The organism is Paraburkholderia sp. BL27I4N3, assembly GCF_003386115.1.
Taxonomy (GTDB): domain Bacteria; phylum Pseudomonadota; class Gammaproteobacteria; order Burkholderiales; family Burkholderiaceae; genus Paraburkholderia.
Genome location: NZ_QREJ01000001.1, coordinates 2198735 through 2218594, shown reverse-complemented (window position 1 = coordinate 2218594; position 19860 = coordinate 2198735). Strand labels below are relative to the sequence as shown.

The following is a 19860-nucleotide window of genomic DNA, read 5'->3' as shown; positions in this document are numbered from 1 at the left end:
GAAGCGCCGGCTTTTTGCCGCTCATGCATTCCACGTCTCGTGGCGTGGCGAAGAGCGGTGACGAGCGAGCCTGCGACGGGCATCATCCGGACACTCAGGTGCGGTTGGTATCGATTGCCGCGACGCAATCGATCTCGATGTCGAAGCGCCCGGGCCACGCCGGCACATTGACGAAAATCCTCGCGGGCGGGTTCGCGCCGAAGAACCGTGCATAGATCGCATTGACGGCCGGAAACGCTTCAACCGACGTGCAATACACGTTGCATTTGAGCACCTGATCCAGCGATGAACCCGCCGTCTCCACACATAGCTTCAGTTGTTCCAATACGCGTTCGGTCTGCAGTTCGATCGGCGCGTCCATCACTTCGCCGGTGTGAGGATCGAACGGCGGAAAGCCGGAAACGTAGAGGGTATCGCCGTGCCGGGTGACGGCGGAAGTCGGTGCGTTCCAGCGTTCGAGCCAACTCGAAAGCGGTTCGACACGAATGATTTCACGGCTCATGGTTCACTCCATGCAGAAAGGGTGATTCGATGAAGAGACGCTAAACAGCGTCCTGAAACATACTGTTCAACCACGCGCCTGACGGCTCCTTCGGCAAGCGATCGAAGCGCCCGTCCGCCAGCGACTGAACGCTGGTCACCAGCCCGCCCCATGCCGCGCGCGCCAATGCGCCGCCCACGCTCACGCGGCGCACGCCGAGCCTCGCCAGTTCATCGAGCGTTGACGCCGAGGGTCCGCCGATCAACAGGTTGACGGGTTTCGGGCTGACCGCGGCGAGCACCGCTTCGATCTGCTCGCGTGTCTGGATACCCGGCGCGTACAGACAGTCGGCGCCGGCCTGCGCATAGGCTCGCAAGCGCGCCACCACGTCTTCGAGATCGGGCACGCCGACAAAGAAATTCTCAGCACGTCCGACGAGCAGCGTATCACCGCCTGTTTCGTCGATCGCGCGTCTTGCCGCAGCGAGGCGTTCCACCGCGACTTCGAGCGGAAACAGCGGCGACTTCGGATCGCCTGTCGAGTCTTCGATCGACAGTCCGGCGATGCCGGTATCGACCGCCATCCGCACGCTATGGGCCACCTCGGCGGGATTGTCGCCGAAGCCGTTTTCGAAGTCGGCGTTGACCGGCAGATCTGTCGCCCCGACCATCTCGCGAAGGTGCGCGAGAATCGCGGTGCGCGATACGCCGTTGTCCGGCCGGCCAGCCGACCATGCGAAGCCTGAACTGGTCGTGGCAATCGCCTTGAAGCCTACCGACGCCAGATAACGCGCACTGCCGACGTCCCACGGATTTGGCAACACGAAGCATCCGTTCTGGTGCAACGCGCGAAACGCCGCGCGTTTTTCAGCCGTCGTTGCATGGACGCGGGACATGATCGATCTCCTTGTCTGAGGACGTGGCAGCGCGCTGTCGTTACGCTACTTCGGTTTCGACGACCGGAAAATCGACCTCGGTATCGAAGACGTTGTTGACGAGGTTCGTCAGCATGAATTGCGCGGCGAGCGCGATGATTTCGACAACGTTCGCATCGCTGAAGCCGGCTTCACGCACGGCGTGCAGATCGTCTTCGGTAACCTTTCCGCGTGTTTCCATCAGCGTCTTCGCGAACGCGACAGCCGCGGCGGTTTTCGGCGTATTCGATTTGCCGAGCCGATTCAGGCGAATCTCGTCGTCGCCGATATGAGCCATGTTGCTCGCAACGTAGCTATGCGCCGACAGACAGTACTGGCAGCCGTTGACCTGTGAAACGGCGAGGGCAATGCCGTCGCGCAGTTTCGCATCGAGCGTTTTTGCAAGCGCGCCTTGCAGGTTAGCCCAACCGTTCAGCGCATTGGGACTCAGCGCCATGATGCGAAAAAGGTTGGGCGTCATCTTCAGCTGCTTCGTCATTGCTTCGATGACCGGTTGCGAAGCGGCCGGGAGAGCGTCGGTGGCGGGGAGGGCGATACGGGTCATGGTCGTGCTCCTGTTTCTGCTAATCGGGACGAAGGTGCGTCTGCATCGGAATATCGGTGTGCGTTCCCGGCTGCATTGATGAAAATTCTAGGCGTGCAGCTCGAACGAAAAATCCTGAGAACAGACGCAAAAGTCCGCGAATGCAGGTGTCGGCGTGGCTAGCTTTAATGACGAAACCGGCGCCTTGTATCGGCGTTGACGACGAAACCGGCGCCTTGTATCGGCGTCGACGTGCCGGTGCAAGGCGCGGGTCACGGCGCAGGAGCGTGCGAGTCTGGTGGGCAAGGTCCGCAGACGCCGCGGCAAGTCCTGGCGATCAGCCGTTGGCGGCTCCGTCGCGGTATTCCGCGGGGCCGGTATCGAACACTTCGCGAAACGCGCGCGCGAACGCGCCGCGGCTCGCATAACCCGCATGGCGCGCCACCTGATCCAGCGACAGGTCGCCGGCACGCAACTGCGCGGCCGCCTGGCGCATGCGGATGTCGCGCAGCACCTGCATCGGCGATTGGCCTAGCGCCGCGGAAAAGCGCGCCATGAACGCCGAGCGGCTGAGAATCGCCGCTTCGGCGAGACTGGCGACGGTGTGCGGCGCGCCCGGGCGGGCCACCATGTCGGCGAAGGCCCGGGCGATTTGCGGATCGCCGAGCAGCGCGAATCGCTCCATCCAGAGCGCACTGGATTTCAGCGACCGACGCACGAGCGCGACGATTACCTGCTTGAGCAGCGCGCCCGACATCGCGCCGGCGCCGATCTCCTGCGCGACGAGCTCATCGAACGCCGTGCGCAGATAGACGTCGAGCCGGTCGGACGCTTCGAACTGCTCCACGATCGGCGTCGAGAGGGTCGCGAACAGATTGATCGACGCGCCGAAGGACGCCTTGAAATAGCCGCAGATCATGACGGTCATCGGTTCGACATTGCCCGCGCGGAAACGGCTGATCGAATCGACGACCTGTTTGTACTCGCGCCCCGGCACGACGGTCGGTGCGATACCCGCCTGTTTTGTCGGTACCTCGAGCTTCAGTGAGTGACCCGGCGGCACGATCAGCAGCGTATGAGGTATGAGCGGCACGGTTCCGGCGTCGGCGATGTGCAGCCGCCCTTCGCCCGACAGGATGTAGTGGATGCCGGGCGCGTCGTGGCCATCCAGTTCCAGCATGAAGCCCTGGCTAACGACGCACTCCGAGAGCCCGAGTACCTCAATGTCGAGCAGGGTGATCAACTCGTTCAGATTGTCGGGTGATAGACGTGGCGGCGAAATTGCTTGCGAAACAGGCATAAGGCATCCGCGGGAAGTAGGGCAATCAACAGATGTTTTTGCGTGGACGACGATTGTCGCAGGTTTCCGTTGGGCGCAATTGTGTGCCGAAGGCGGCGCGGCTGCGCCTGGAGTGGCGAGACGGTCCGTGCAGTTGACGTACTAACTTCGGACCGGAATATGCGCACGCCCGCGACCTGGCGCGAGACGCTTGCATGTGGCAGCCCGGATAAACCGGCAATTTACGTATCGCTCGTTGGACAATTTTCCCGCTACATCGACAAGCCGGAAAGGAGTGGAAATTGGAAAACAAACTTCATACAACCGCGCGCCGGCCCCCCGGCGATGACGTTCACGTTCGTTTGCCACGTGCTCGACAATTCACTCTTCAGACGCTTCTGTTTGTGGTTTTGTGGTGCTTCCTCTGCACGGCGCAACCGGCGCAACCGCCGGCATCCACCGATACCCGCCCGGCGAGTTCGTCGACAGCTCCACGCCATCTCGATCGATCCGGCAAGTCGCGCAAGGGCGAAGCCTCGTACTACGGCCGGGAGTTTTACAAAAAAGAAATGGCCGACGGTACGCCGATGAACCCGCAATCCAATGCCGCCGCGAGCAAGACGCTACCGCTCGGCACCAAGGCGCGGGTCACGAATTTGAAAAACGGCAACAGCGAGGTGGTCGAGATTCGGGATCGCGGCCCCTATGTCAGGGATCGGATCGTCGACCTCTCACCCAAGACCGCGGATAAGCTCGGGCTGAAAAAAGACGGTGTCGTCCCCGTCGAGGTCAAGCCGGTGGAAGTTCCGCAGGCCGACGGTACGGTGAAGCCGGGCGCGGGTATGCAGGATGCCCAGCGCGGCGGAGCACCGGTCGATGCGCAGGCTGGTCATTCCTTGCGCTGAATGAACGGCTCATAGCCGAGGCGAGAACGGACGAGTCTGCCGCGCCACGCGCCTTTCGAGTCAAACAGACAGTGGCATGCGATTCCATTGCATAGAATCAGGTTACGCGCAGAACGCCTTTGGGCAACACGATCGCAGCCGCGTTCGCGGTCGAGCTTGCGCGTGGACAACGCAATTCGAGGTATTGAGCTATTGGTAAGGAGAATCGTCATGGCGACCTATGTGGTTCTTGCGCAATTCACCGATCAGGGCATACGCAACATCAAAAACAGTCCGCAGCGTGCCGGCCAGGCGGCGGAGTTGGCCAGGACCTTCGGCTGTGAAATGAAGGAGATCTACTGGACGGTGGGCAAATACGACATCGTCACGGTCATCGACGCACCGGACGAGCAAAGCTTCGCGGCATTCGGCTACGCGCTGGGATCGGCAGGCAATGTCCGCACACAAACACTGCGCGCTTTCACGAAGGACGAATGCAGCGCGATTATCGGCAAGCTTCCGTAAGACAGTCAGTCATACGACCCGTGAGCCGTTCTCTTTCCGCGACCCTTTCTCAGGAGATCACAATGAGCACAAAAGCAAACGACAGCGAAGACGTGCGCGCGTTCGTTCAAACAGCCGAGCAGGGCGGCGAGTTTGTCTGGGTGATTACGCTCGTCGACTTCGCAGCGCAAAAGGTCAAACGGTCGATGGTGTCCGACGACACGTTCGCCATGCGCGCTGCCGCGCAGGATGCCGGCGAAGCCCATCTGAAAGGGCTCACGGAAGACCGCTAACGAGGCGGGCGCGGAGTCACATGGATTCCGATGTTCGGACTGAGCATTGAACCTTCATGACGTGGCGGTCAGATTCATTTTGGGCGATACGCAGTGCCTGCGAGCGAGGTGACTATACTTAAGAAGGCGCCTCTGATTCAGGTTCGCCGGGTTCAGGTGGCAGAGGCGCCGGGCAGGATTTCGACGCGAGCTGAACCGGGTCGCGGGGGAGAAACATATGTTCAAGCATCTGCTGGTGCCGACCGACGGCTCGCCGCTTTCCGAGGCCGCCATTCAGATGACGGTAACGCTTGCAGCGGAAAGCGGAGCCACGGTCACGGGCCTCCACGTCATTCCGGAGTTTCATGTCCTCGCATATGGCACGGAGATGATTGCCGACAACGAGGATCGCATCATTCAGACCGCGCGACAGCGCGCGGAGGATTACCTCAGCGTTGTGAAAAAAGCGGCCGCGCAGGTCGGTGTGGTGTGCAATACGGTTTCGGAAGGTCGCGCCCATCCCTACGAAGCGATTATCAGCGTTGCAACGCAACAGAACTGCGATCTCATTGTCATGGCGTCGCACGGTCGAAGCGGGATGAGGGCGTTTTTGCTCGGCAGCGAAACCCAGAAGGTCCTGACGCACAGTTCGATCCCGGTTCTCGTCGTGCGGCAGCCGGCGCCGGGGGGTGCGCATCCGCCGCGATAGCCAGATTGGCGGATGCGTGTGAGCGTCGGCTCGGAAGGGTGCGAGTGAATTGCGGCTGCTTCAATCCAGGGATCGGGCAGATGTCGAAGTTCAGCAACTATCGGGAAGCGGCGGTCTAGCTGACCACAGCCACTGCGAAGTGCCCGCGACCTCGAGCCCGGATCCGACCGGATCCAGAAGACGCTGGACTATACCGAACGCTCGATCGCCCGCCCGAGCAGGTCCAGGCCGAGGTCGATCTCATCCTCGTGAACGGTCAACGGCGGGGCGATCCGGAACACGCCGCCCATGCCGGGCAACTGCACGATGTTCATGCTAAGCCCCAGGTTCATGCACTCACGCGTGATCTTCGCGCCCAGCCCATCGGCCGGCTCCTTCGTGCGGCGGTCCTTGACGATTTCCATTCCCAGCAGCAGTCCCCGGCCGCGAATGTCGCCGATGCAGTCGAAGCGTTCCATCAGATCCAGCAGGCCGCGTTTGAGTCGCGCGCCCATCAGATTCGCACGCGCAACCAGCCCCTCGCGTTCGACCACCTCCAGCACCCGCAAACCGACGGCCGCAGGAAGAGGATCGGATACGTGGGTCGTATAGAACAGGTAACCCAATTCATGGGCGCGCTCCTCGATCTGCGCGGATGTCACGACGGCCGCGAGCGGCAGACCGGCGCCCAGTGTCTTCGATAGCGTGAGAATGTCGGGCGTGACGCCATCGCGCTGACAGGCGAACATCGTGCCCGTGCGGCCGACGCCGGTTTGCGCTTCATCGAGGATCAGCAGCATGCCGCGCTCTTCACACTTGCGCTTGAGCGCAGCCATGTAGCCATCCGGCAGTTCGATGATCCCGCCGGAACTGAGGATCGGCTCGGCGATGAAGGCGGCCAGATTGCCACTGGACTGACGATCGATCAGATCGAACGCATAGTCCAGTTCCGCCAGGTAATCGTATTCGCCGTGGCGCTCGAAACGCGGCCGGTACAGGAACGGTGCCGGGATCGCGAAGGAGCCGACGGCGGCCGGACCGACGCCCTTGCGACCGGCGCTATACGTCGCGGATGCCGCTGCTCCTGTCATGCCGTGCCATGACTGCGCGAACCCGACGATTTCATATTTGCCCGTGACCAGCTTCGCCATGCGAATGGCGGCCTCGTTCGACTCCGCGCCCGTACTGAGCAACAGCGCCCGGTCGAGGCCGTCAGGGGTGATGTCGGCGAGGCGAGTCGCGAGGTCCACCACCGGCCGCGACAGCATGCCGCTGAAGAGATGGTCGAGCTTGCCCGCATATTCGTTGATGACCGAGACGATTTCCGGATGGCTGTGCCCCAACACCGCGCTCATCTGCCCGGAGGTGAAATCCAGAATCGCGCGGCCGTCTGCGTCATAGACGAAACTGCCCTGGGCGCGCTCGATGATCATCGGCTCGAAGGTGCCGCCATAGCGGATCAGGTGCTGTCTGGCGTTGCGCCAGAAAACTGCATCATTGTTTCGCGACACTTGCTTCTCCTTGACGGCTAGCGGGAATGACTTGCAGTCTAGATGGCGCTCTGGTCTCATAGAATCGAATAGTTCTTATCGAAGATAGAAGCGGGCCTAATACCTTGAGCCTTTCACTCGAAATCGATCTGCTGCGGTCTTTTACCGTCGTCGCCGAAGTTCGGGCGCTCAGTCGCGCGGCGAACCGGATCGGCCGGACCCAGTCGGCGCTGAGTCAGCAGATGAAGCGCCTCGAAGAAATCGTCGATCAGCCGTTGTTCCAGCGCACGGGTCGTGGGGTCGTGCTGACGAATCCAGGCGAACGCCTGCTGATCCACGCCCAACGCATTCTGCGGCTGCACGACGAGGCGATGGCCGATCTGTCCGGCAAGGGGCTGTCGGGCACGATCCGCTTCGGTTGCCCGGACGATTACGCCGCCGTTTTCCTGCCGCATTTACTGCGTCAGTTTTCGAGCCGGCATCCGCATGCACTGGTCGAGGTGATCTGCGCACCGACGCCGCGCTTGCTCGAACAACTGGAGATGCGTGCGCTGGACCTAGCCATGATCTCGTTGCCTGAGGGCGCCCCGAGCGACGACATCATTCGCCGTGTGCCGCTCGTCTGGGTCGGCTATCCAGGACTGGATTGCGCGCGCTTCGACCCGTTGCCGCTGGCGCTCTCCGATCCGGACACGCTCGACCATGTGGCGGCCTGCGAAGCGCTGCAACGCGCGGGCCGGGCGTACCGCATCGCTTATGCGAGCAGCAGTCTTGCCGGCCTCACGGCGCTGGTGCGCTCCGGGCAGGCAGTCGCCGTGATCACGCAGACTGCCGTCGCTCCGGATCTCTCCATACTCAATGGCGACCCCGCGCTGCCGCCTTTGCCCACCATAGGCATTACGCTGAAGTTCGAGCGCAAGCGTCCGGCCCATCTGGTCACGGCATTCGCGGAGCACATCCGGCTTACGCTGCCGTTGCTGTGATCGATCTGACCTTTAGCTATCAAGCGCTGAAGTCAGTCGATGCCGCCAGCGCCTTCCAGGCTTCGGTTTCCTGCTCGACATAAGCATTCTTCTCAGCGATGGCCTTCAGTGTGTCCGTGCCGAGCGGCAGACGCAGTGGCGGCGTTTGCGCATCGACCAGTTCGAGCATCGCCGCGGCGAGCTTCGCGGGATTGCCCGGCTGGTTGTGATTCATGTCGGCCGCGAGGCGGCGCACATGGCCCGATGTCGCGTCGTAGTCCGCAATGACCTCGCGCGCGACGACGAGCGATGACGCATCGAGAAAGTCAGTCCGGAAGTAACCCGGTTCGACGACTGTCGCGTGAATGCCGAGCGGTTTCAATTCGGCGTACAGCGCTTCGGTCAGGCCTTCGACCGCGAACTTCGTCGAACAGTACGCACCGAATCCCGCGGCGGACCGATAGCCGCCGACCGACGACATATTGATGACGTGGCCGGCGCGCTGCGAGCGCATCACCGGCAGCACGGCACGCGTGACGTTCAACAGCCCGAACACGTTGGTGTCGTACATGCGGCGCACGTCCGCATCGGTGGACTCCTCGATCGCGCCGAGCAGGCCGAATCCCGCGTTGTTGATCAGAACGTCGATGCGGCCGAATGTGTCGAGCGCGGTTTGAACCGCGGCTTTCGCCTGCGCCTGGTCCGTGACGTCCAGCGCCACGGGCAGCAGCGCCGGCGAGCCGCCGAGACGCTCGACGATCGCCGCGACATTGCGGCCGGCGGCAACCACCGCATTGCCGTCAGCCAGTGCCGCTTCGGCGATCAGCGCGCCCAAGCCACGCGACGCGCCCGTGATGAACCAGACACGCTTGAAGCTGTTTTTCGTAAGCTCGACCATGATGTTTCTCCTGCGTTCGGGGTGGGTGTGAACGGATCATAGGAGCATCGATTCGCACGAACTAGGTGTAGATTGCTAGACTGATAATCAACTTTTAATTGCGAATGGGGTCTCCAGTGAACGAAGTTCGCGCGATCACCATATTCACCCGGGCGGCGACGCTCGGCAGCCTGCGCAAGGCGGCCGTGGACCAGGGCATCTCCCCGCAGGCCGCGAGTCACGCTGTGATGCAACTGGAGAAGGAGCTCGGCGTGCGGCTCTTTCATCGGACCACGCGCAAGCTGAGTCTCACCGAGGAGGGGCAAGGCCTGTTCGACACGGTGACGCCCGCGCTGGCGGTCCTGTCGTCCGCACTCGATGACGCGCGCCGCTCGAAAGCCGAGATTGCGGGGCCGCTGCGCGTGAGCGCGCCAAGGGCAATGGGGCACGTAGTGCTGTGGCCTTACTTTCTGGAATTCGCCGAACTGCATCCGAACGTCCAGCTCGATGTGCAATTCGACGACCGCTTCACCGACCTCATCGGCGAACGTGCCGATGTGGGCTTTCGTGGCGGGTCTCCGCCATCCGGAGGCAGCATCGCGCGCCGGCTTCTGCCGATCCAGTTGATCGTCTGCGCATCACCCGCTTATATCGAGCGTCATGGCGCGCCGCGCACGATCGACGAACTCGACGGTCACCGCTGCACGGGATACCGGCGCGCGAATACAGGCAAGCAGGCCCCGTGGGAGTTTCTGATCGGGGATGAAATCGTCTATCGCGACATGGCAACGACTTTGTGCGTCAACGACACCGACGCCGAAACGGCTGCCGTGATCGCTGGAGCCGCCATTGGTCAGCTCGGCAGCTTTTCGGCCACCACGTCGATCAGAAGCGGCCAACTGGTTCCGTTGCTGGTCCAACACGTCACGCAGCGCGAGGCGGTCTATATCTACTATCGCCATCGGACCGAACAACCGTTGCGAGTGAGGACATTTATCGACTTCATGGTCGCGCGCCTTGCGGGCAACACGAATTTCTATTTCGAGCCGTCCGAACTGCACGCGCTCCGCTGACCGTGCGCTTCGGTGTCGACGTGAGCGATCAGGGGCGCCGAAATCGGTTTGCGCGACGGGGACACCGGTCCGAAGGATAAAATCGACAAGGCGATCGCCGACACGCGCGCGGACGGCACGGACGACAGGATCGCGAAGAAGTATTTGACTTCGATGTTTGTGGCTAGTGAATGCGGCCACCACGCGCGGCGGTGGCGGGCGTTTCAATCGGGTAGCAGCCTGACGACGTCGACATTGAAACGTGGGTTCTACTCAGCGTGAAAGGAGAGCGAAATGGACGACCCTTTCAAGCTTCAGCGCTTTATCGACGCACAGGATCCGCTCTATGCACAGGTCTGTGCCGAACTGCGCGACGGGCGCAAGCGAAGCCATTGGATGTGGTTCGTATTTCCGCAGATCCAGGGACTCGGAACGAGTGCGACGGCGCAAAGGTTCGCGATTTCGTCGTTGGCCGAGGCCGATGCTTACTTGCGCCATCCAGTACTGGGTGAACGCCTCAGGCAAACGACGCAGTACGTCAACCTTGTCGAAGACCGCTCGATAGAGGACATTTTCGGGTATCCGGATTACCTGAAGTTTCACTCGTCGATGACGCTGTTCGACCGTGCCGCGCTCGACAAAGAACCTTTTGCTGAAGCACTCAGGAAGTATTTCCACGGCCAACGCGATCCGCTAACGTTGGAGCGCGTCTAGCAGGCGGTTGCCAGGCGGCAGGTCTAGCGGCGACCGGCATACCGTTTGCTCGATTAAAAAACGTTCAGCCGCACGTCCGAACCAGGTGCGCGCATCGGGCGCGAAGATTCCAAAGAAGAGAAGAGCGACAAGTAAGGGATGGCGCGCGGCACTCGGACTCCGAAGGAGGGCGTAGTCATGACGCAGAGTGAATCAGTCGAACAAACCGGCGGATGTGCATGCGGCGCGGTGCGGTTTCGCGTCGCCGCGCGCCCCCGGCGAGTGTCGATATGTCACTGCATGACATGTCGGCGAATACATGGCAACGTGTTTGGCGGTTATGCCATGTTTGACCGAAGCGCTGTGGAGTTGTCTGGTCCTACGCAGGCGTGGCAAAGTTCGCCCGGGGCGCGAAGGCATTTTTGCCCGACATGCGGGTCAGTCGCTTTCATGGAAAGCAACGACAGCGACGAGCTGGATCTTCCGCTTGGAGCCTTTGACCGTGTGGGCCTGTATGAGCCGAGCTACGAGCTTTGGTGTTGCCACAAAGAGCCATGGCTGCCCGCCGGGGTGCGTGCCGAATATCGCGAAGGCAGAGCATGACGCTCGCACGAGGTCGATAAGGGCAGAGTGATGGTTTTGCGGCGTGGACGCTACGGTTGTCGGCAGGTCTGACTCTATGTGCTCGCTTTGATCAGCCGTCAGGTAATCCCGTCGTTATGGGCATTTGCGAGTTGCTGTCGCCGGGTAAGAACTACAAGGTCGGTTGCCGATTCGCAATCCGCACGGATGCAGATGAAATAGACCGATTGATGCCAGCGGGCGTCTCTATCGTCGCAAAACGATTCAACCAAAAGCGGCATGAAGTTTGCGAACAGACAAGACACGCCAACCTTCTGGAGCCGCTCATGACTACACAACCTGGCGCGCCGTCGTCCACTGACGAACTCGACACCGTTCCAGACACGTCGAGCCCCGCCTATGCGAGCCGTCACCCTTTGACGCGCGTGTTCGACCGCTTTGCAAGCCTCGTCACGCGATGGGCCGGCTCACCCGCGGCGTTCTGCCTTGCCGTGCTGACTGTCGTCGCCTGGGTCGTGACCGGGCCCATCTTCCACTACTCGGATGGATGGCAACTGGTCATCAACACCGGCACCACCATCATCACCTTTCTGATGGTGTTTCTGATTCAGCAGAGTCAGAACAAGGACAGCATCGCATTGCATCTGAAGCTGAATGAACTGCTTTCCTCGCATCGGGCAGCGAACAACAATCTGATCGGTATCGAGGACGCGTCCGAGGAAGAAATCCGAAGACTTGCGGCAGCTTACCTGCGCTTGTCGACCCAATCCGCTGGCGATGCTCAGAACAAGGGCCGCTGAGTGCGACCCGCGCACTGACTGTCTACCCATCGCCCGATACAGGCACGCTTGCCATTACCAAGTTCGAAACCGTGCGCGCCGTTTTTTTCGAAGGCAAACGCCACGCCGAGATACTTCGGCGATGCCTCCTTCGCGCTTTGCCGCACGCGCGCCGCACGCGTATCAACCAACCTTCGAACTAGAACAGCGGGTGCTCATGCGGATACAGCGCCGTCCTGAGAGCAAAGCCGCCCAGGACAACGAAGATGATGGCCGCCAGAATGTGGACCGCTTTGGTCGGCAGGCGGTCAGCGAACGTGTGGCCCAGGTAGATGACAGGCACATTGGCCAGCATCATGCCCAGCGTGGTGCCGGCGACCACCCCGAAGAATTCGTGAAATCGAGCGGCCAGAGCGATCGTGACAACCTGCGTCTTATCACCCATTTCAGCGAGAAAGAACGTTAGCGCCGTGGTGCTGAACACGCCCATCGGATGCGTGGTCGACACCGCCTCGGCACCGTCGAGTTTGTCTGGAATCAGAATCCAGACGGCCATGACGGCAAACGATGCGACGACTGCCCAGTTGAGGATCGAGGGACTCAGAACGCTGGCAAGCCATGCGCCCAATGCGCCGGACGCAGCATGATTGATGAGGGTTGCGACAAAGACGCCGAGAATGATCGGAATGGGCTTGCGATATCTGGCTGCCAGCACCAGAGACAACAGTTGGGTCTTGTCGCCGATTTCGGCTAGACCGACCACGCTGGTCGAAACGAGGAACGATTGCATAGGTTGTGGGCCGGGCCGCGCAGTCAGTACGCGATGACACGCATTCCGGCGACCCGGTCAGGTCGGAATGCGAGTCACCGGTCTTGCCAGGCATAGTGCTGTGCGCGCCATGGCGGTCTCTCGACCACCAAGTATGTTGACGGGCACCCTCGAGCATTGCGTTCGAGGCGGCTACTCCCCAATGAGAGGGGCGATTCTACAGTGTCTCGGTCGAGTAAGGCAAATCGTCAACTTTCCGAATTCCTGCATGAATATCACACCGGAGATGCGCTCGCGCGTTTCATCGGGATCGGCGGACTCGCTAAACGGAGACTTGAGCATGACTAACCTGCCAGGCGGTATCTCACATCATGCCGCCCGCGCTTCCAAGGCCGCCGACTCCGGCTCCGCCCGTGCCGCTATTCGGCGCTGTCATTAACGGATGTGCCGCCCCCGCCGACGTCATCAATGCGACGGCGGCGGCGTCCGGTTCGCCATTCGCGTCGATGACGCCGCGCGCGAGGAGTGCTTCGAGATCGCTGTCCTCGCCCGGTTGACCGGCAGCGAAGGCGGTGGTCAGGAAACTGGGCGCAGATAGCGTCACCCCGTACGTCTGCTGGAGATTCTGGACGACCGCGGCCTGCGCAGTCAGGACGTCGGTCTGATTCGCCAGCACCTGTTGAAACTGCGAGTTCACTGGGAAGCCGGCTGTCAGCCCGCTTTCATTCGTGCCGAGTTGCGCCGCCAGATACGACACCAGCAGATCCGTCTCCGGCGTGACGTTGTACGTGCCGCCGGCGAACGCAACGGAATGCAGCATCGTCACGCCTGAAGTCGCGGCGATCATGCATGGCATCACGGCGCCGAGCGTCGCGTGAAAGTTGCCGTTCGCATCCGCCGCAACCGACATCGAGCCTCGCGCACAGTCGATCTTGATCGTCGCGTTCGCCAGTGCCTTACCCGTTGCCGCCGTGCCGCCGATCGAAACCATCGACGTGCCGTTGCCGCCACCACCGCCTCCGCAACCCGCGAGCCACGCGACGGATGCCGTCAGCAGCGCTGCGCCGACAGGCCGAACGAATTGCTGCTGTCGAATGTTCATTGATGTCTGCCGTTGATTCGGACATGCTGTCTAAACGATCCGGCGCCACCGCCTATTCCATCTTTCGCGCAACCCTTTACGTCACACGATTGGAATAGCGCGACGCCGCGGGCCGTTTATTCAGGTTGTCGACGCCGGGTCATTCGAGTCCGGCATCAGGGCGGGGCGGCCGGTGGCGATCGACGCATGCAACATGCTCGGGCAACCCTTCAAACGCCGGTCAATCAGCACGGATCGAACCATGACGTTTTGCGGAGCTGGCATTTCCGATCACCCGGTACGCAGGCGCCTTCGGCCTGCTGCGGGATGGCCCGCAATCGCGCGGCTCTTGCTGTACGTGCTCGCATCGACCTGCCTGGCCGTCTCGACGGGCGCGTTTGCGCAACCGGCCAGCCCGACGGCGCCGGCTTCGTCCGCCACATTGGCGGGATGTGCGGATGCCGGCGCGTCGCATACGGTGAATGCGGACATCGACGAGTTCCGCTGTCTTCCGGCTCGCGAACAGGCGGCGTCGTTGCGCACGCGGATCGAAAACCACTCGATACTGACTTTGACCGACGATCAGATCCTTGCCTTGATGGACGCGATGAAGCCAGACGCCTTCGTCGAGTACGCGAAGACCATGATTCCCGACGACGCCTACGAATACAGCATGTTCCGGCAGGAGCGCGTCTCAGGAAGATGGCCGGAGCAACCCGATCACATGGTGATCCGATATCAGGACAGCCCGCGAAAAGTCTACGCAAAATGGCTGCCCGGCGGCGCCCACGCGGGACAGGAGATCGTCTACGACGAAACCACGGACCCCGACAGCATCGTCGGCCATCTCGGCGGCCGGCTGCATATCGTGTCGGGCAAAGTCGCCGTCGACGGTCCATTCGCGCACGCGCAGTCCCGCCATAGCGTGCGGGATCTGGGCTTGCAGTTCATCGCCCGCACCGTCGAGCACGATGCGCGCAGTTTTCGTGAAGAGGGGCTCAGCGAAAAGCCGAGCCGCATCGAACTCATGAACGCGCACGGCACGCGGTTGCTGGCGTGGACATGGACGGCTCCGTCGGGACCGCCCGCGCATTACGCACCACGGGTGCGGCTGCTATTCGATCTCCAGCACACGTGGCCCTGCGGCGAAGCTGCGTGGGACGGGCAGGGCGGCCTGCTGGAGTTGATCCGCTTCGAAAACGTCGTGCCGCGCCACTGGAGCGAAGCGGATTTCGACCGACGTAACCCCGAATACGGTTTCCGCTGACGCTAGCGTTGCCGGAAGCGTTCACAAGACCGCCGCGTCCTGATCCCGACCTATCTTCCAGTAATATCTTTTCCGACCTAATTGCGCCGGAAAAATATATTGGACGTCTTACCCATCCTCTCGCACTATTCGTACCTTCCCAGCCACGCGCACGCGTCAACGCCGGCGGCCGCCTGCGCGCAAACGCGGTGGCGTCGCTGCCCGCGAACGGCGCAGCGGCAAGTCTGGGCACAATTCCAAATTTGACGACCCCCGTACCTGAGGACACAGATGCCTGACTATCGATCGAAAACTTCGACCCATGGCCGCAACATGGCCGGCGCGCGCGCCCTGTGGCGTGCCACCGGAATGAAGGACGGTGATTTCGGCAAGCCGATTATCGCTGTGGTGAACTCGTTTACGCAGTTCGTGCCGGGCCACGTGCATCTGCGCGACCTGGGTGCATTGGTCGCGAAGGAAATCGAAGCGGCCGGCGGCGTCGCCAAGGAATTCAACACCATCGCCGTCGACGACGGCATCGCCATGGGTCACGGCGGCATGCTGTACTCGCTGCCTTCGCGCGAACTGATCGCCGACTCGGTGGAGTACATGGTCAACGCGCACTGCGCCGACGCCATGGTCTGCATTTCCAATTGCGACAAGATTACCCCGGGCATGCTGATGGCCGCCATGCGCCTGAACATCCCCGTCGTGTTCGTCTCCGGCGGTCCGATGGAAGCGGGCAAGGTCAAATCGCCGACGGACGGCCAGGTGATCGCCAAGATCGACCTGATCGACGCGATGATCAAGGCAGGCGACTCCCGCGTGAGCGACGCCGAAGTGGCGGAAATCGAGCGCAGCGCCTGCCCGACGTGCGGTTCGTGCTCGGGCATGTTCACCGCGAACTCGATGAACTGCCTGACCGAAGCGATCGGTCTGGCGCTGCCCGGCAACGGCACGATCGTCGCCACGCACGCGTGGCGCAAGGGTCTGTTCGAGCAGGCCGGCCGGCTCGTGGTCGACCTGTGCCGCCGCTATTATCAGGAAGACGACGCCTCGGTCCTGCCGCGCAGCATCGCCAGCAAGCAGGCCTTCGAGAATGCCATGGCGCTCGACGTCGCCATGGGCGGTTCGACCAATACCGTGCTGCATCTGCTGGCCGCCGCGCAGGAAGGTGGCGTCGATTTCACGATGTCCGACATCGATCGCATCTCGCGTAAGGTGCCGTGCCTGTGCAAAGTGGCGCCCGCCACCGACAAGTTCCATATCGAAGACGTGCATCGTGCCGGCGGCATTCCCGGCATTCTCGGCGAACTGGCCCGCGCGGAACTGCTCGATCTGTCGTGCGGCAACGTGCATAGCGGCACGCTGGGCAACGCCATCGCCAAATGGGACGTCGCCGGTGGCGCGGGCGAGGAAGCGCAGAAGTTCTTCCGCGCGGCACCGGGCGGTATTCCGACAACGGTCGCGTTCAGCCAGGAAGCCACGTTTGCCGCGCTGGATACCGACCGCAACACGGGCTGCATCCGCAGCAAGCAGAGCGCGTACTCGAAAGACGGCGGCCTCGCCGTGCTGTACGGCAACCTCGCGGAGAAGGGCTGTATCGTCAAGACCGCCGGCGTCGACGAATCGCAGTGGATTTTCTCCGGGTGCGCGCGCGTCTTCGAGAGTCAGGACGACGCCGTCGAAGCCATTCTGGGCGACAAGGTGGTGGCGGGCGACGTGGTCGTGATCCGCTACGAAGGTCCCAAGGGCGGCCCCGGCATGCAGGAAATGCTTTACCCCACGTCGTATCTGAAGTCCAAGGGATTGGGCAAGAGCTGCGCGCTGTTTACCGACGGCCGCTTCTCGGGTGGTTCCTCGGGGCTGGTGATCGGGCATGCGTCGCCGGAAGCGGCCGAAGGCGGCACGATCGGCCTGGTGGAAGAGGGCGATGTGATCGAGATCGACATTCCCAACCGCAAGATGCACCTGGTGGTGTCGGATGCGGAACTGGCGCGCCGTCGCGAAGCCATGGAGGCTCGCGGGGACAAGGCCTGGCAGCCGGCGAATCGTGAACGCGTGGTGTCGCAAGCGTTGCAGGCTTACGCCGCGCTGGCGACCTCGGCGGACCGCGGCGCGGTGCGGGATCTCTCGCAACTCAAACGCAAGTGATGAGCAACGGCTCTGGCGCTCGATGTCGGGCAGCCGGAGCCGGAACGGATCGACAGGCACGGGCGTGTCTGTCGATCACAGCGCTTGTCGTCCGGATCGGCGTCACTTGCCCTCAGGCTTGGATTCGTCCCAGTTCATGCGGTGGCGATCCACCGTCTCACGATGGCGCGTATCGTCTTCGGTATGAAGGTAGAGGCTGGTCGTGTTGAGCGACACGTGGCCCAGGTTGTCACGGATCGTGCGCAGATCCACCCCGCCATCCGCCTGATGCGAACCGGCGGTATGTCGCAGCCAGTGCGCCGAGGCTCGCTCCAGTTCATCCGCCCGATCGGAAAAGTCGGCGCCTTTCGAACGCAGCCAGCTGGCCGCATTGCCAAAAATGCTCTTGATCGCGTCGTGAATGGCGGAACGGGACAAGCATCGGTTGCGGCCTCTGAATGGAATCACCAAGGGCGTTTCTTCGCTGCGAGTGGGCAGCGGCGCCAAGCCATTTTCAGTTCGGTAAAGCCGCATTTCCTGAATCAGTTCGGGCGAAGCGGGGACAATGCGCTCCTTGTTCCCTTTGCCGAGCGTTTCGAGCCACCACTGATCCTTGCCGTCGGCGCCTAGTCGACGGGAAAAATCCCCCATTTTCCCGCCGGCGACTTCAGATATGCGCATGCCCTGCAGATAGAAAAGTGTCGTCAGCCAGCGGCTGCGGGCGTAATAGGCCCGCTCGTCAGCCGTCTCGCGCGGCAATTGCTCGACAAACACCTTCACTTCATCCCACAGCGACGTCGATAGATAGCGCGTTACGCGCGGCGCCGAGCGTTTGGCGCGCTGTCGAAGCAGCGCCATGGGATTGCCGCGCAGATAACCTGCGTTGACCAGCCACGTGAACATCGCATTCAGGATGATCAACGCCTGACGCTGGCTTGCCGGCGACAACGGTCCGTTGAACGGACGCCAGCGCTCGTCGCCGCGGGGAAACTTGCCGCCCGTGCTCGACACCCAGCGAGCCGCCGGCTGCGGATCGACGAGAAACCCCTTGAACAGCAGCAGATCCTCGTGCGTCAGCGACGACAGCGGCTTGCCGAGTTGCACGACGGCCCACAGCAACAGCCGCTCAGCTTCCTTGCGGTAGTTATCGAACGTTGTTTTGGTGTCGGCGTAGTTCGACAGCCAGGCGCGGACGGCGTCGAGATCGTTGGTGGCGGACAGCTGCGAGCCACCGGCCACGCCACGGTTTGTGCCGTCGCGACCGTCGAGAATTTCGGGCACAACGAGCGATTCGACCGGCTGAACGGTGACGAGTTGGGCATCAGGCACGGTTTTAGAGGCTCCAGAGACAAAGTCGGACACAAAAAACGTCTGCTACAGGTTGCACGACATTATAGTACTAATGTCGTGTAGCGCACAGTGATAAATTGATTATTCAACGTTATACGTTGTATTATCAACACATCAAGACATATCAGCCGCCAAAGGATTCCCATGCCTCTCGAAGCCGACATTGAAGCTTTCCGTGAACGCATCTCGGACACACAAGAGCTCTATCGCGAGGTTTGCGCGCTGATGTTCTTCCGTTACGGCGAAACGCCGACAGCGAACAAGCTCTATCAACTCGTTCGCAAAGGCAGCATGAGTGCGCCGGCGAAAGCGTTACGGGATTTCTGGGCGGAAGTCAGGGACAAGACGCGGGTCGATGTCGGGCAACCGGATTTGCCACCGGAAGTCGCAAGCGCCGCCGGCGAACTGGCGGCGACCCTCTGGCGGCTAGCCGGCGACGCGGCCAACGCTGCGCTGGAAGTTTTCAAGCAGGACGCCCAGCGCGAAATTGCCGCGGCAGTGGACCATGCACGACAAACGGCTGCGGAACGCGACACCGCGATCGCCGCTAGCGAGCAGGCGTCCCGCGACGCGGCTGACGTCCGCAGGGAGAATACGAAACTGCTCGCGCGTTTGGTCGAACTGGAAACCGCCAAAACCATGCTGGCAGATCAGCTTGCACAGTCCAGAAATGAAAGCGCGGCGGCGTCCACGGCGCTGTCGGACGCCCGACGTGAATTCGCCGAGGAATTGGGCAAGCTGCGCGTCATGCACAATCAGAGCGAACAGCGCCTGGCCGCGACTGAAAAGCGGGCGCTGCTGGAGATCGACAGCGAGCGGACGGCGGCACGCCAGACGCGCCAGGAGTTGCAGGCGGCGATCAATCGGATGGCCGAGGCTCAGGCCACCCATCAGGCCGAGCGCGATCAGCTGCGCGATGCCCTGGCCGAGGCGAAAACCCAGTTGACGACGTCGATGACGCGTTGCGCGAGCGTCGAACGAGAGTTGGCGTCGCGCGAAATCGCGCTCGACCAACAGATAGCCGCGGGCGAGTTCCTTCGCAAAAAACTTGAAACGCTGTCCCGTCAGTTGGTGGAAAGCGGGCGCCCTGCTGCTACGCTCTCGCCCTCTCCTCGCCGCGCTTCATCGGCCAGGAGACGCGACGTGCGTCGCAATGTGAAGTTCACGGAAACCGCAGCGGTTCGCAGATCAAGCACGGAAGACCGGTGACGCCTGTCCTCGTCAGTGGTGCCGTGAACGCGACGCACAGCGCTTGAACCGCAACGCCAAGCCATCGTCACG

21 protein-coding genes and 1 riboswitch are annotated in these 19860 nt (G+C 62.0%); of the genes, 12 read left to right on the top strand and 9 right to left on the bottom strand.

What is annotated here, in order from left to right:
* Positions 1-94 precede the first annotated feature (94 nt).
* The 4 genes from B0G71_RS10205 to B0G71_RS10190 all read right to left on the bottom strand — a co-directional run bounded on the left by B0G71_RS10205 (position 95) and on the right by B0G71_RS10190 (position 3238).
* The gene (locus tag B0G71_RS10205; RefSeq protein WP_116141423.1) at positions 95-502 is read right to left on the bottom strand and encodes a RidA family protein; all 408 of its coding nucleotides are present in this window, start codon (positions 500-502) and stop codon (positions 95-97) included.
* Between the two features lie 40 nt (positions 503-542).
* Positions 543-1376: an oxaloacetate decarboxylase gene (locus B0G71_RS10200; protein WP_116141422.1), complete on the bottom strand. Its 834-nt coding sequence runs from the start codon at positions 1374-1376 to the stop codon at positions 543-545.
* Between the two features lie 40 nt (positions 1377-1416).
* A complete protein-coding gene (locus tag B0G71_RS10195; RefSeq protein WP_116141420.1) occupies positions 1417-1959 on the bottom strand; it encodes a carboxymuconolactone decarboxylase family protein in 543 nt (180 codons plus the stop codon).
* 316 nt (positions 1960-2275) lie between these two features.
* Positions 2276-3238, bottom strand: a complete 963-nt coding sequence (locus tag B0G71_RS10190) for an AraC family transcriptional regulator (RefSeq protein WP_116141419.1) — start codon at positions 3236-3238, stop codon at positions 2276-2278.
* Between the two features lie 281 nt (positions 3239-3519).
* Here B0G71_RS10190 and B0G71_RS10185 point away from each other — a divergent pair, with 281 nt between their 5' ends.
* The 4 genes from B0G71_RS10185 (at position 3520) to B0G71_RS10170 (ending at position 5586) form a co-directional block, all read left to right on the top strand.
* The gene (locus B0G71_RS10185) at positions 3520-4122 is read left to right on the top strand and encodes a septal ring lytic transglycosylase RlpA family protein (RefSeq protein ID WP_258875544.1); all 603 of its coding nucleotides are present in this window, start codon (positions 3520-3522) and stop codon (positions 4120-4122) included.
* A gap of 210 nt (positions 4123-4332) precedes the next feature.
* Positions 4333-4626, top strand: a complete 294-nt coding sequence (locus B0G71_RS10180; protein ID WP_106281284.1) for a GYD domain-containing protein — start codon at positions 4333-4335, stop codon at positions 4624-4626.
* 62 nt (positions 4627-4688) lie between these two features.
* Positions 4689-4898, top strand: coding sequence for a hypothetical protein (locus B0G71_RS10175; RefSeq protein WP_116117001.1), 210 nt, complete (start codon positions 4689-4691; stop codon positions 4896-4898).
* Positions 4899-5115: 217 nt separating this feature from the next.
* Positions 5116-5586 carry a universal stress protein gene (locus B0G71_RS10170; protein WP_116117000.1) on the top strand — a complete coding sequence of 157 codons (471 nt, stop codon included), beginning with the start codon at positions 5116-5118 and terminating at the stop codon, positions 5584-5586.
* A gap of 188 nt (positions 5587-5774) precedes the next feature.
* Here B0G71_RS10170 and B0G71_RS10165 read toward each other — a convergent pair whose 3' ends face one another.
* Positions 5775-7076 carry an aspartate aminotransferase family protein gene (locus B0G71_RS10165; RefSeq protein ID WP_116141417.1) on the bottom strand — a complete coding sequence of 434 codons (1302 nt, stop codon included), beginning with the start codon at positions 7074-7076 and terminating at the stop codon, positions 5775-5777.
* A gap of 104 nt (positions 7077-7180) precedes the next feature.
* Between B0G71_RS10165 and B0G71_RS10160 the strand changes: the two genes are divergently transcribed.
* Positions 7181-8038 carry a LysR family transcriptional regulator gene (locus B0G71_RS10160; protein ID WP_116141415.1) on the top strand — a complete coding sequence of 286 codons (858 nt, stop codon included), beginning with the start codon at positions 7181-7183 and terminating at the stop codon, positions 8036-8038.
* A 19-nt stretch (positions 8039-8057) separates the two neighbouring features.
* On the opposite strand, the gene B0G71_RS10155 is transcribed toward B0G71_RS10160, so the two are convergent.
* Complete coding sequence (locus B0G71_RS10155) at positions 8058-8915, bottom strand: oxidoreductase (protein WP_116141413.1); 858 nt, start codon at positions 8913-8915, stop codon at positions 8058-8060.
* A 116-nt stretch (positions 8916-9031) separates the two neighbouring features.
* On the opposite strand from B0G71_RS10155, the gene B0G71_RS10150 reads away from it, so the two are divergent.
* From B0G71_RS10150 to B0G71_RS10130, 4 genes are all read left to right on the top strand, one after another.
* Positions 9032-9967 carry a LysR family transcriptional regulator gene (locus B0G71_RS10150; RefSeq protein ID WP_116141411.1) on the top strand — a complete coding sequence of 312 codons (936 nt, stop codon included), beginning with the start codon at positions 9032-9034 and terminating at the stop codon, positions 9965-9967.
* Between the two features lie 273 nt (positions 9968-10240).
* Positions 10241-10660, top strand: a complete 420-nt coding sequence (locus tag B0G71_RS10140; RefSeq protein ID WP_116141408.1) for a DUF1810 domain-containing protein — start codon at positions 10241-10243, stop codon at positions 10658-10660.
* A 177-nt stretch (positions 10661-10837) separates the two neighbouring features.
* Positions 10838-11242 carry a GFA family protein gene (locus tag B0G71_RS10135; protein WP_116148462.1) on the top strand — a complete coding sequence of 135 codons (405 nt, stop codon included), beginning with the start codon at positions 10838-10840 and terminating at the stop codon, positions 11240-11242.
* Positions 11243-11547: 305 nt separating this feature from the next.
* Complete coding sequence (locus B0G71_RS10130) at positions 11548-12021, top strand: low affinity iron permease family protein (RefSeq protein WP_116141406.1); 474 nt, start codon at positions 11548-11550, stop codon at positions 12019-12021.
* 178 nt (positions 12022-12199) lie between these two features.
* Here the strand turns inward: B0G71_RS10130 and B0G71_RS10120 are convergent, their stop codons facing one another.
* Entirely contained in the window at positions 12200-12790 is a 591-nt protein-coding gene (locus B0G71_RS10120; protein WP_116141398.1) for a TMEM165/GDT1 family protein, read from the bottom strand.
* A gap of 5 nt (positions 12791-12795) precedes the next feature.
* Positions 12796-12982: riboswitch (yybP-ykoY riboswitch) on the bottom strand.
* A 151-nt stretch (positions 12983-13133) separates the two neighbouring features.
* A complete protein-coding gene (locus B0G71_RS10115; RefSeq protein ID WP_116141396.1) occupies positions 13134-13871 on the bottom strand; it encodes a hypothetical protein in 738 nt (245 codons plus the stop codon).
* 337 nt (positions 13872-14208) lie between these two features.
* On the opposite strand from B0G71_RS10115, the gene B0G71_RS10110 reads away from it, so the two are divergent.
* Both B0G71_RS10110 and ilvD read left to right on the top strand, forming a co-directional pair.
* On the top strand, positions 14209-15117 hold the full coding sequence (locus B0G71_RS10110; protein ID WP_258875756.1) for a DUF1571 domain-containing protein: 909 nt from the start codon (positions 14209-14211) through the stop codon (positions 15115-15117).
* Between the two features lie 270 nt (positions 15118-15387).
* Positions 15388-17250, top strand: coding sequence for a dihydroxy-acid dehydratase (gene ilvD / locus B0G71_RS10105; RefSeq protein ID WP_116141393.1), 1863 nt, complete (start codon positions 15388-15390; stop codon positions 17248-17250).
* Between the two features lie 102 nt (positions 17251-17352).
* On the opposite strand, the gene B0G71_RS10100 is transcribed toward ilvD, so the two are convergent.
* The gene (locus tag B0G71_RS10100; RefSeq protein WP_116141391.1) at positions 17353-18558 is read right to left on the bottom strand and encodes a tyrosine-type recombinase/integrase; all 1206 of its coding nucleotides are present in this window, start codon (positions 18556-18558) and stop codon (positions 17353-17355) included.
* 165 nt (positions 18559-18723) lie between these two features.
* Between B0G71_RS10100 and B0G71_RS10095 the strand changes: the two genes are divergently transcribed.
* Positions 18724-19788 carry a DNA-binding protein gene (locus B0G71_RS10095; protein WP_116141389.1) on the top strand — a complete coding sequence of 355 codons (1065 nt, stop codon included), beginning with the start codon at positions 18724-18726 and terminating at the stop codon, positions 19786-19788.
* The last annotated feature ends 72 nt before the right edge of the window (positions 19789-19860 follow it).

Excerpts from the sequence above, each read along its gene's own strand:
- B0G71_RS10205 (WP_116141423.1), bottom strand. The coding sequence starts at position 502 with ATGAGCCGTGAAATCATTCGTGTCGAACCGCTTTCGAGTTGGCTCGAA.
- B0G71_RS10200 (WP_116141422.1), bottom strand. The coding sequence starts at position 1,376 with ATGTCCCGCGTCCATGCAACGACGGCTGAAAAACGCGCGGCGTTTCGC.
- B0G71_RS10195 (WP_116141420.1), bottom strand. The coding sequence starts at position 1,959 with ATGACCCGTATCGCCCTCCCCGCCACCGACGCTCTCCCGGCCGCTTCG.
- B0G71_RS10190 (WP_116141419.1), bottom strand. The coding sequence starts at position 3,238 with ATGCCTGTTTCGCAAGCAATTTCGCCGCCACGTCTATCACCCGACAAT.
- B0G71_RS10180 (WP_106281284.1), top strand. The coding sequence starts at position 4,333 with ATGGCGACCTATGTGGTTCTTGCGCAATTCACCGATCAGGGCATACGC.
- B0G71_RS10175 (WP_116117001.1), top strand. The coding sequence starts at position 4,689 with ATGAGCACAAAAGCAAACGACAGCGAAGACGTGCGCGCGTTCGTTCAA.
- B0G71_RS10170 (WP_116117000.1), top strand. The coding sequence starts at position 5,116 with ATGTTCAAGCATCTGCTGGTGCCGACCGACGGCTCGCCGCTTTCCGAG.
- B0G71_RS10155 (WP_116141413.1), bottom strand. The coding sequence starts at position 8,915 with ATGGTCGAGCTTACGAAAAACAGCTTCAAGCGTGTCTGGTTCATCACG.
- B0G71_RS10140 (WP_116141408.1), top strand. The coding sequence starts at position 10,241 with ATGGACGACCCTTTCAAGCTTCAGCGCTTTATCGACGCACAGGATCCG.
- B0G71_RS10135 (WP_116148462.1), top strand. The coding sequence starts at position 10,838 with ATGACGCAGAGTGAATCAGTCGAACAAACCGGCGGATGTGCATGCGGC.
- B0G71_RS10130 (WP_116141406.1), top strand. The coding sequence starts at position 11,548 with ATGACTACACAACCTGGCGCGCCGTCGTCCACTGACGAACTCGACACC.
- B0G71_RS10120 (WP_116141398.1), bottom strand. The coding sequence starts at position 12,790 with ATGCAATCGTTCCTCGTTTCGACCAGCGTGGTCGGTCTAGCCGAAATC.
- B0G71_RS10115 (WP_116141396.1), bottom strand. The coding sequence starts at position 13,871 with ATGAACATTCGACAGCAGCAATTCGTTCGGCCTGTCGGCGCAGCGCTG.
- ilvD (WP_116141393.1), top strand. The coding sequence starts at position 15,388 with ATGCCTGACTATCGATCGAAAACTTCGACCCATGGCCGCAACATGGCC.
- B0G71_RS10095 (WP_116141389.1), top strand. The coding sequence starts at position 18,724 with ATGCCTCTCGAAGCCGACATTGAAGCTTTCCGTGAACGCATCTCGGAC.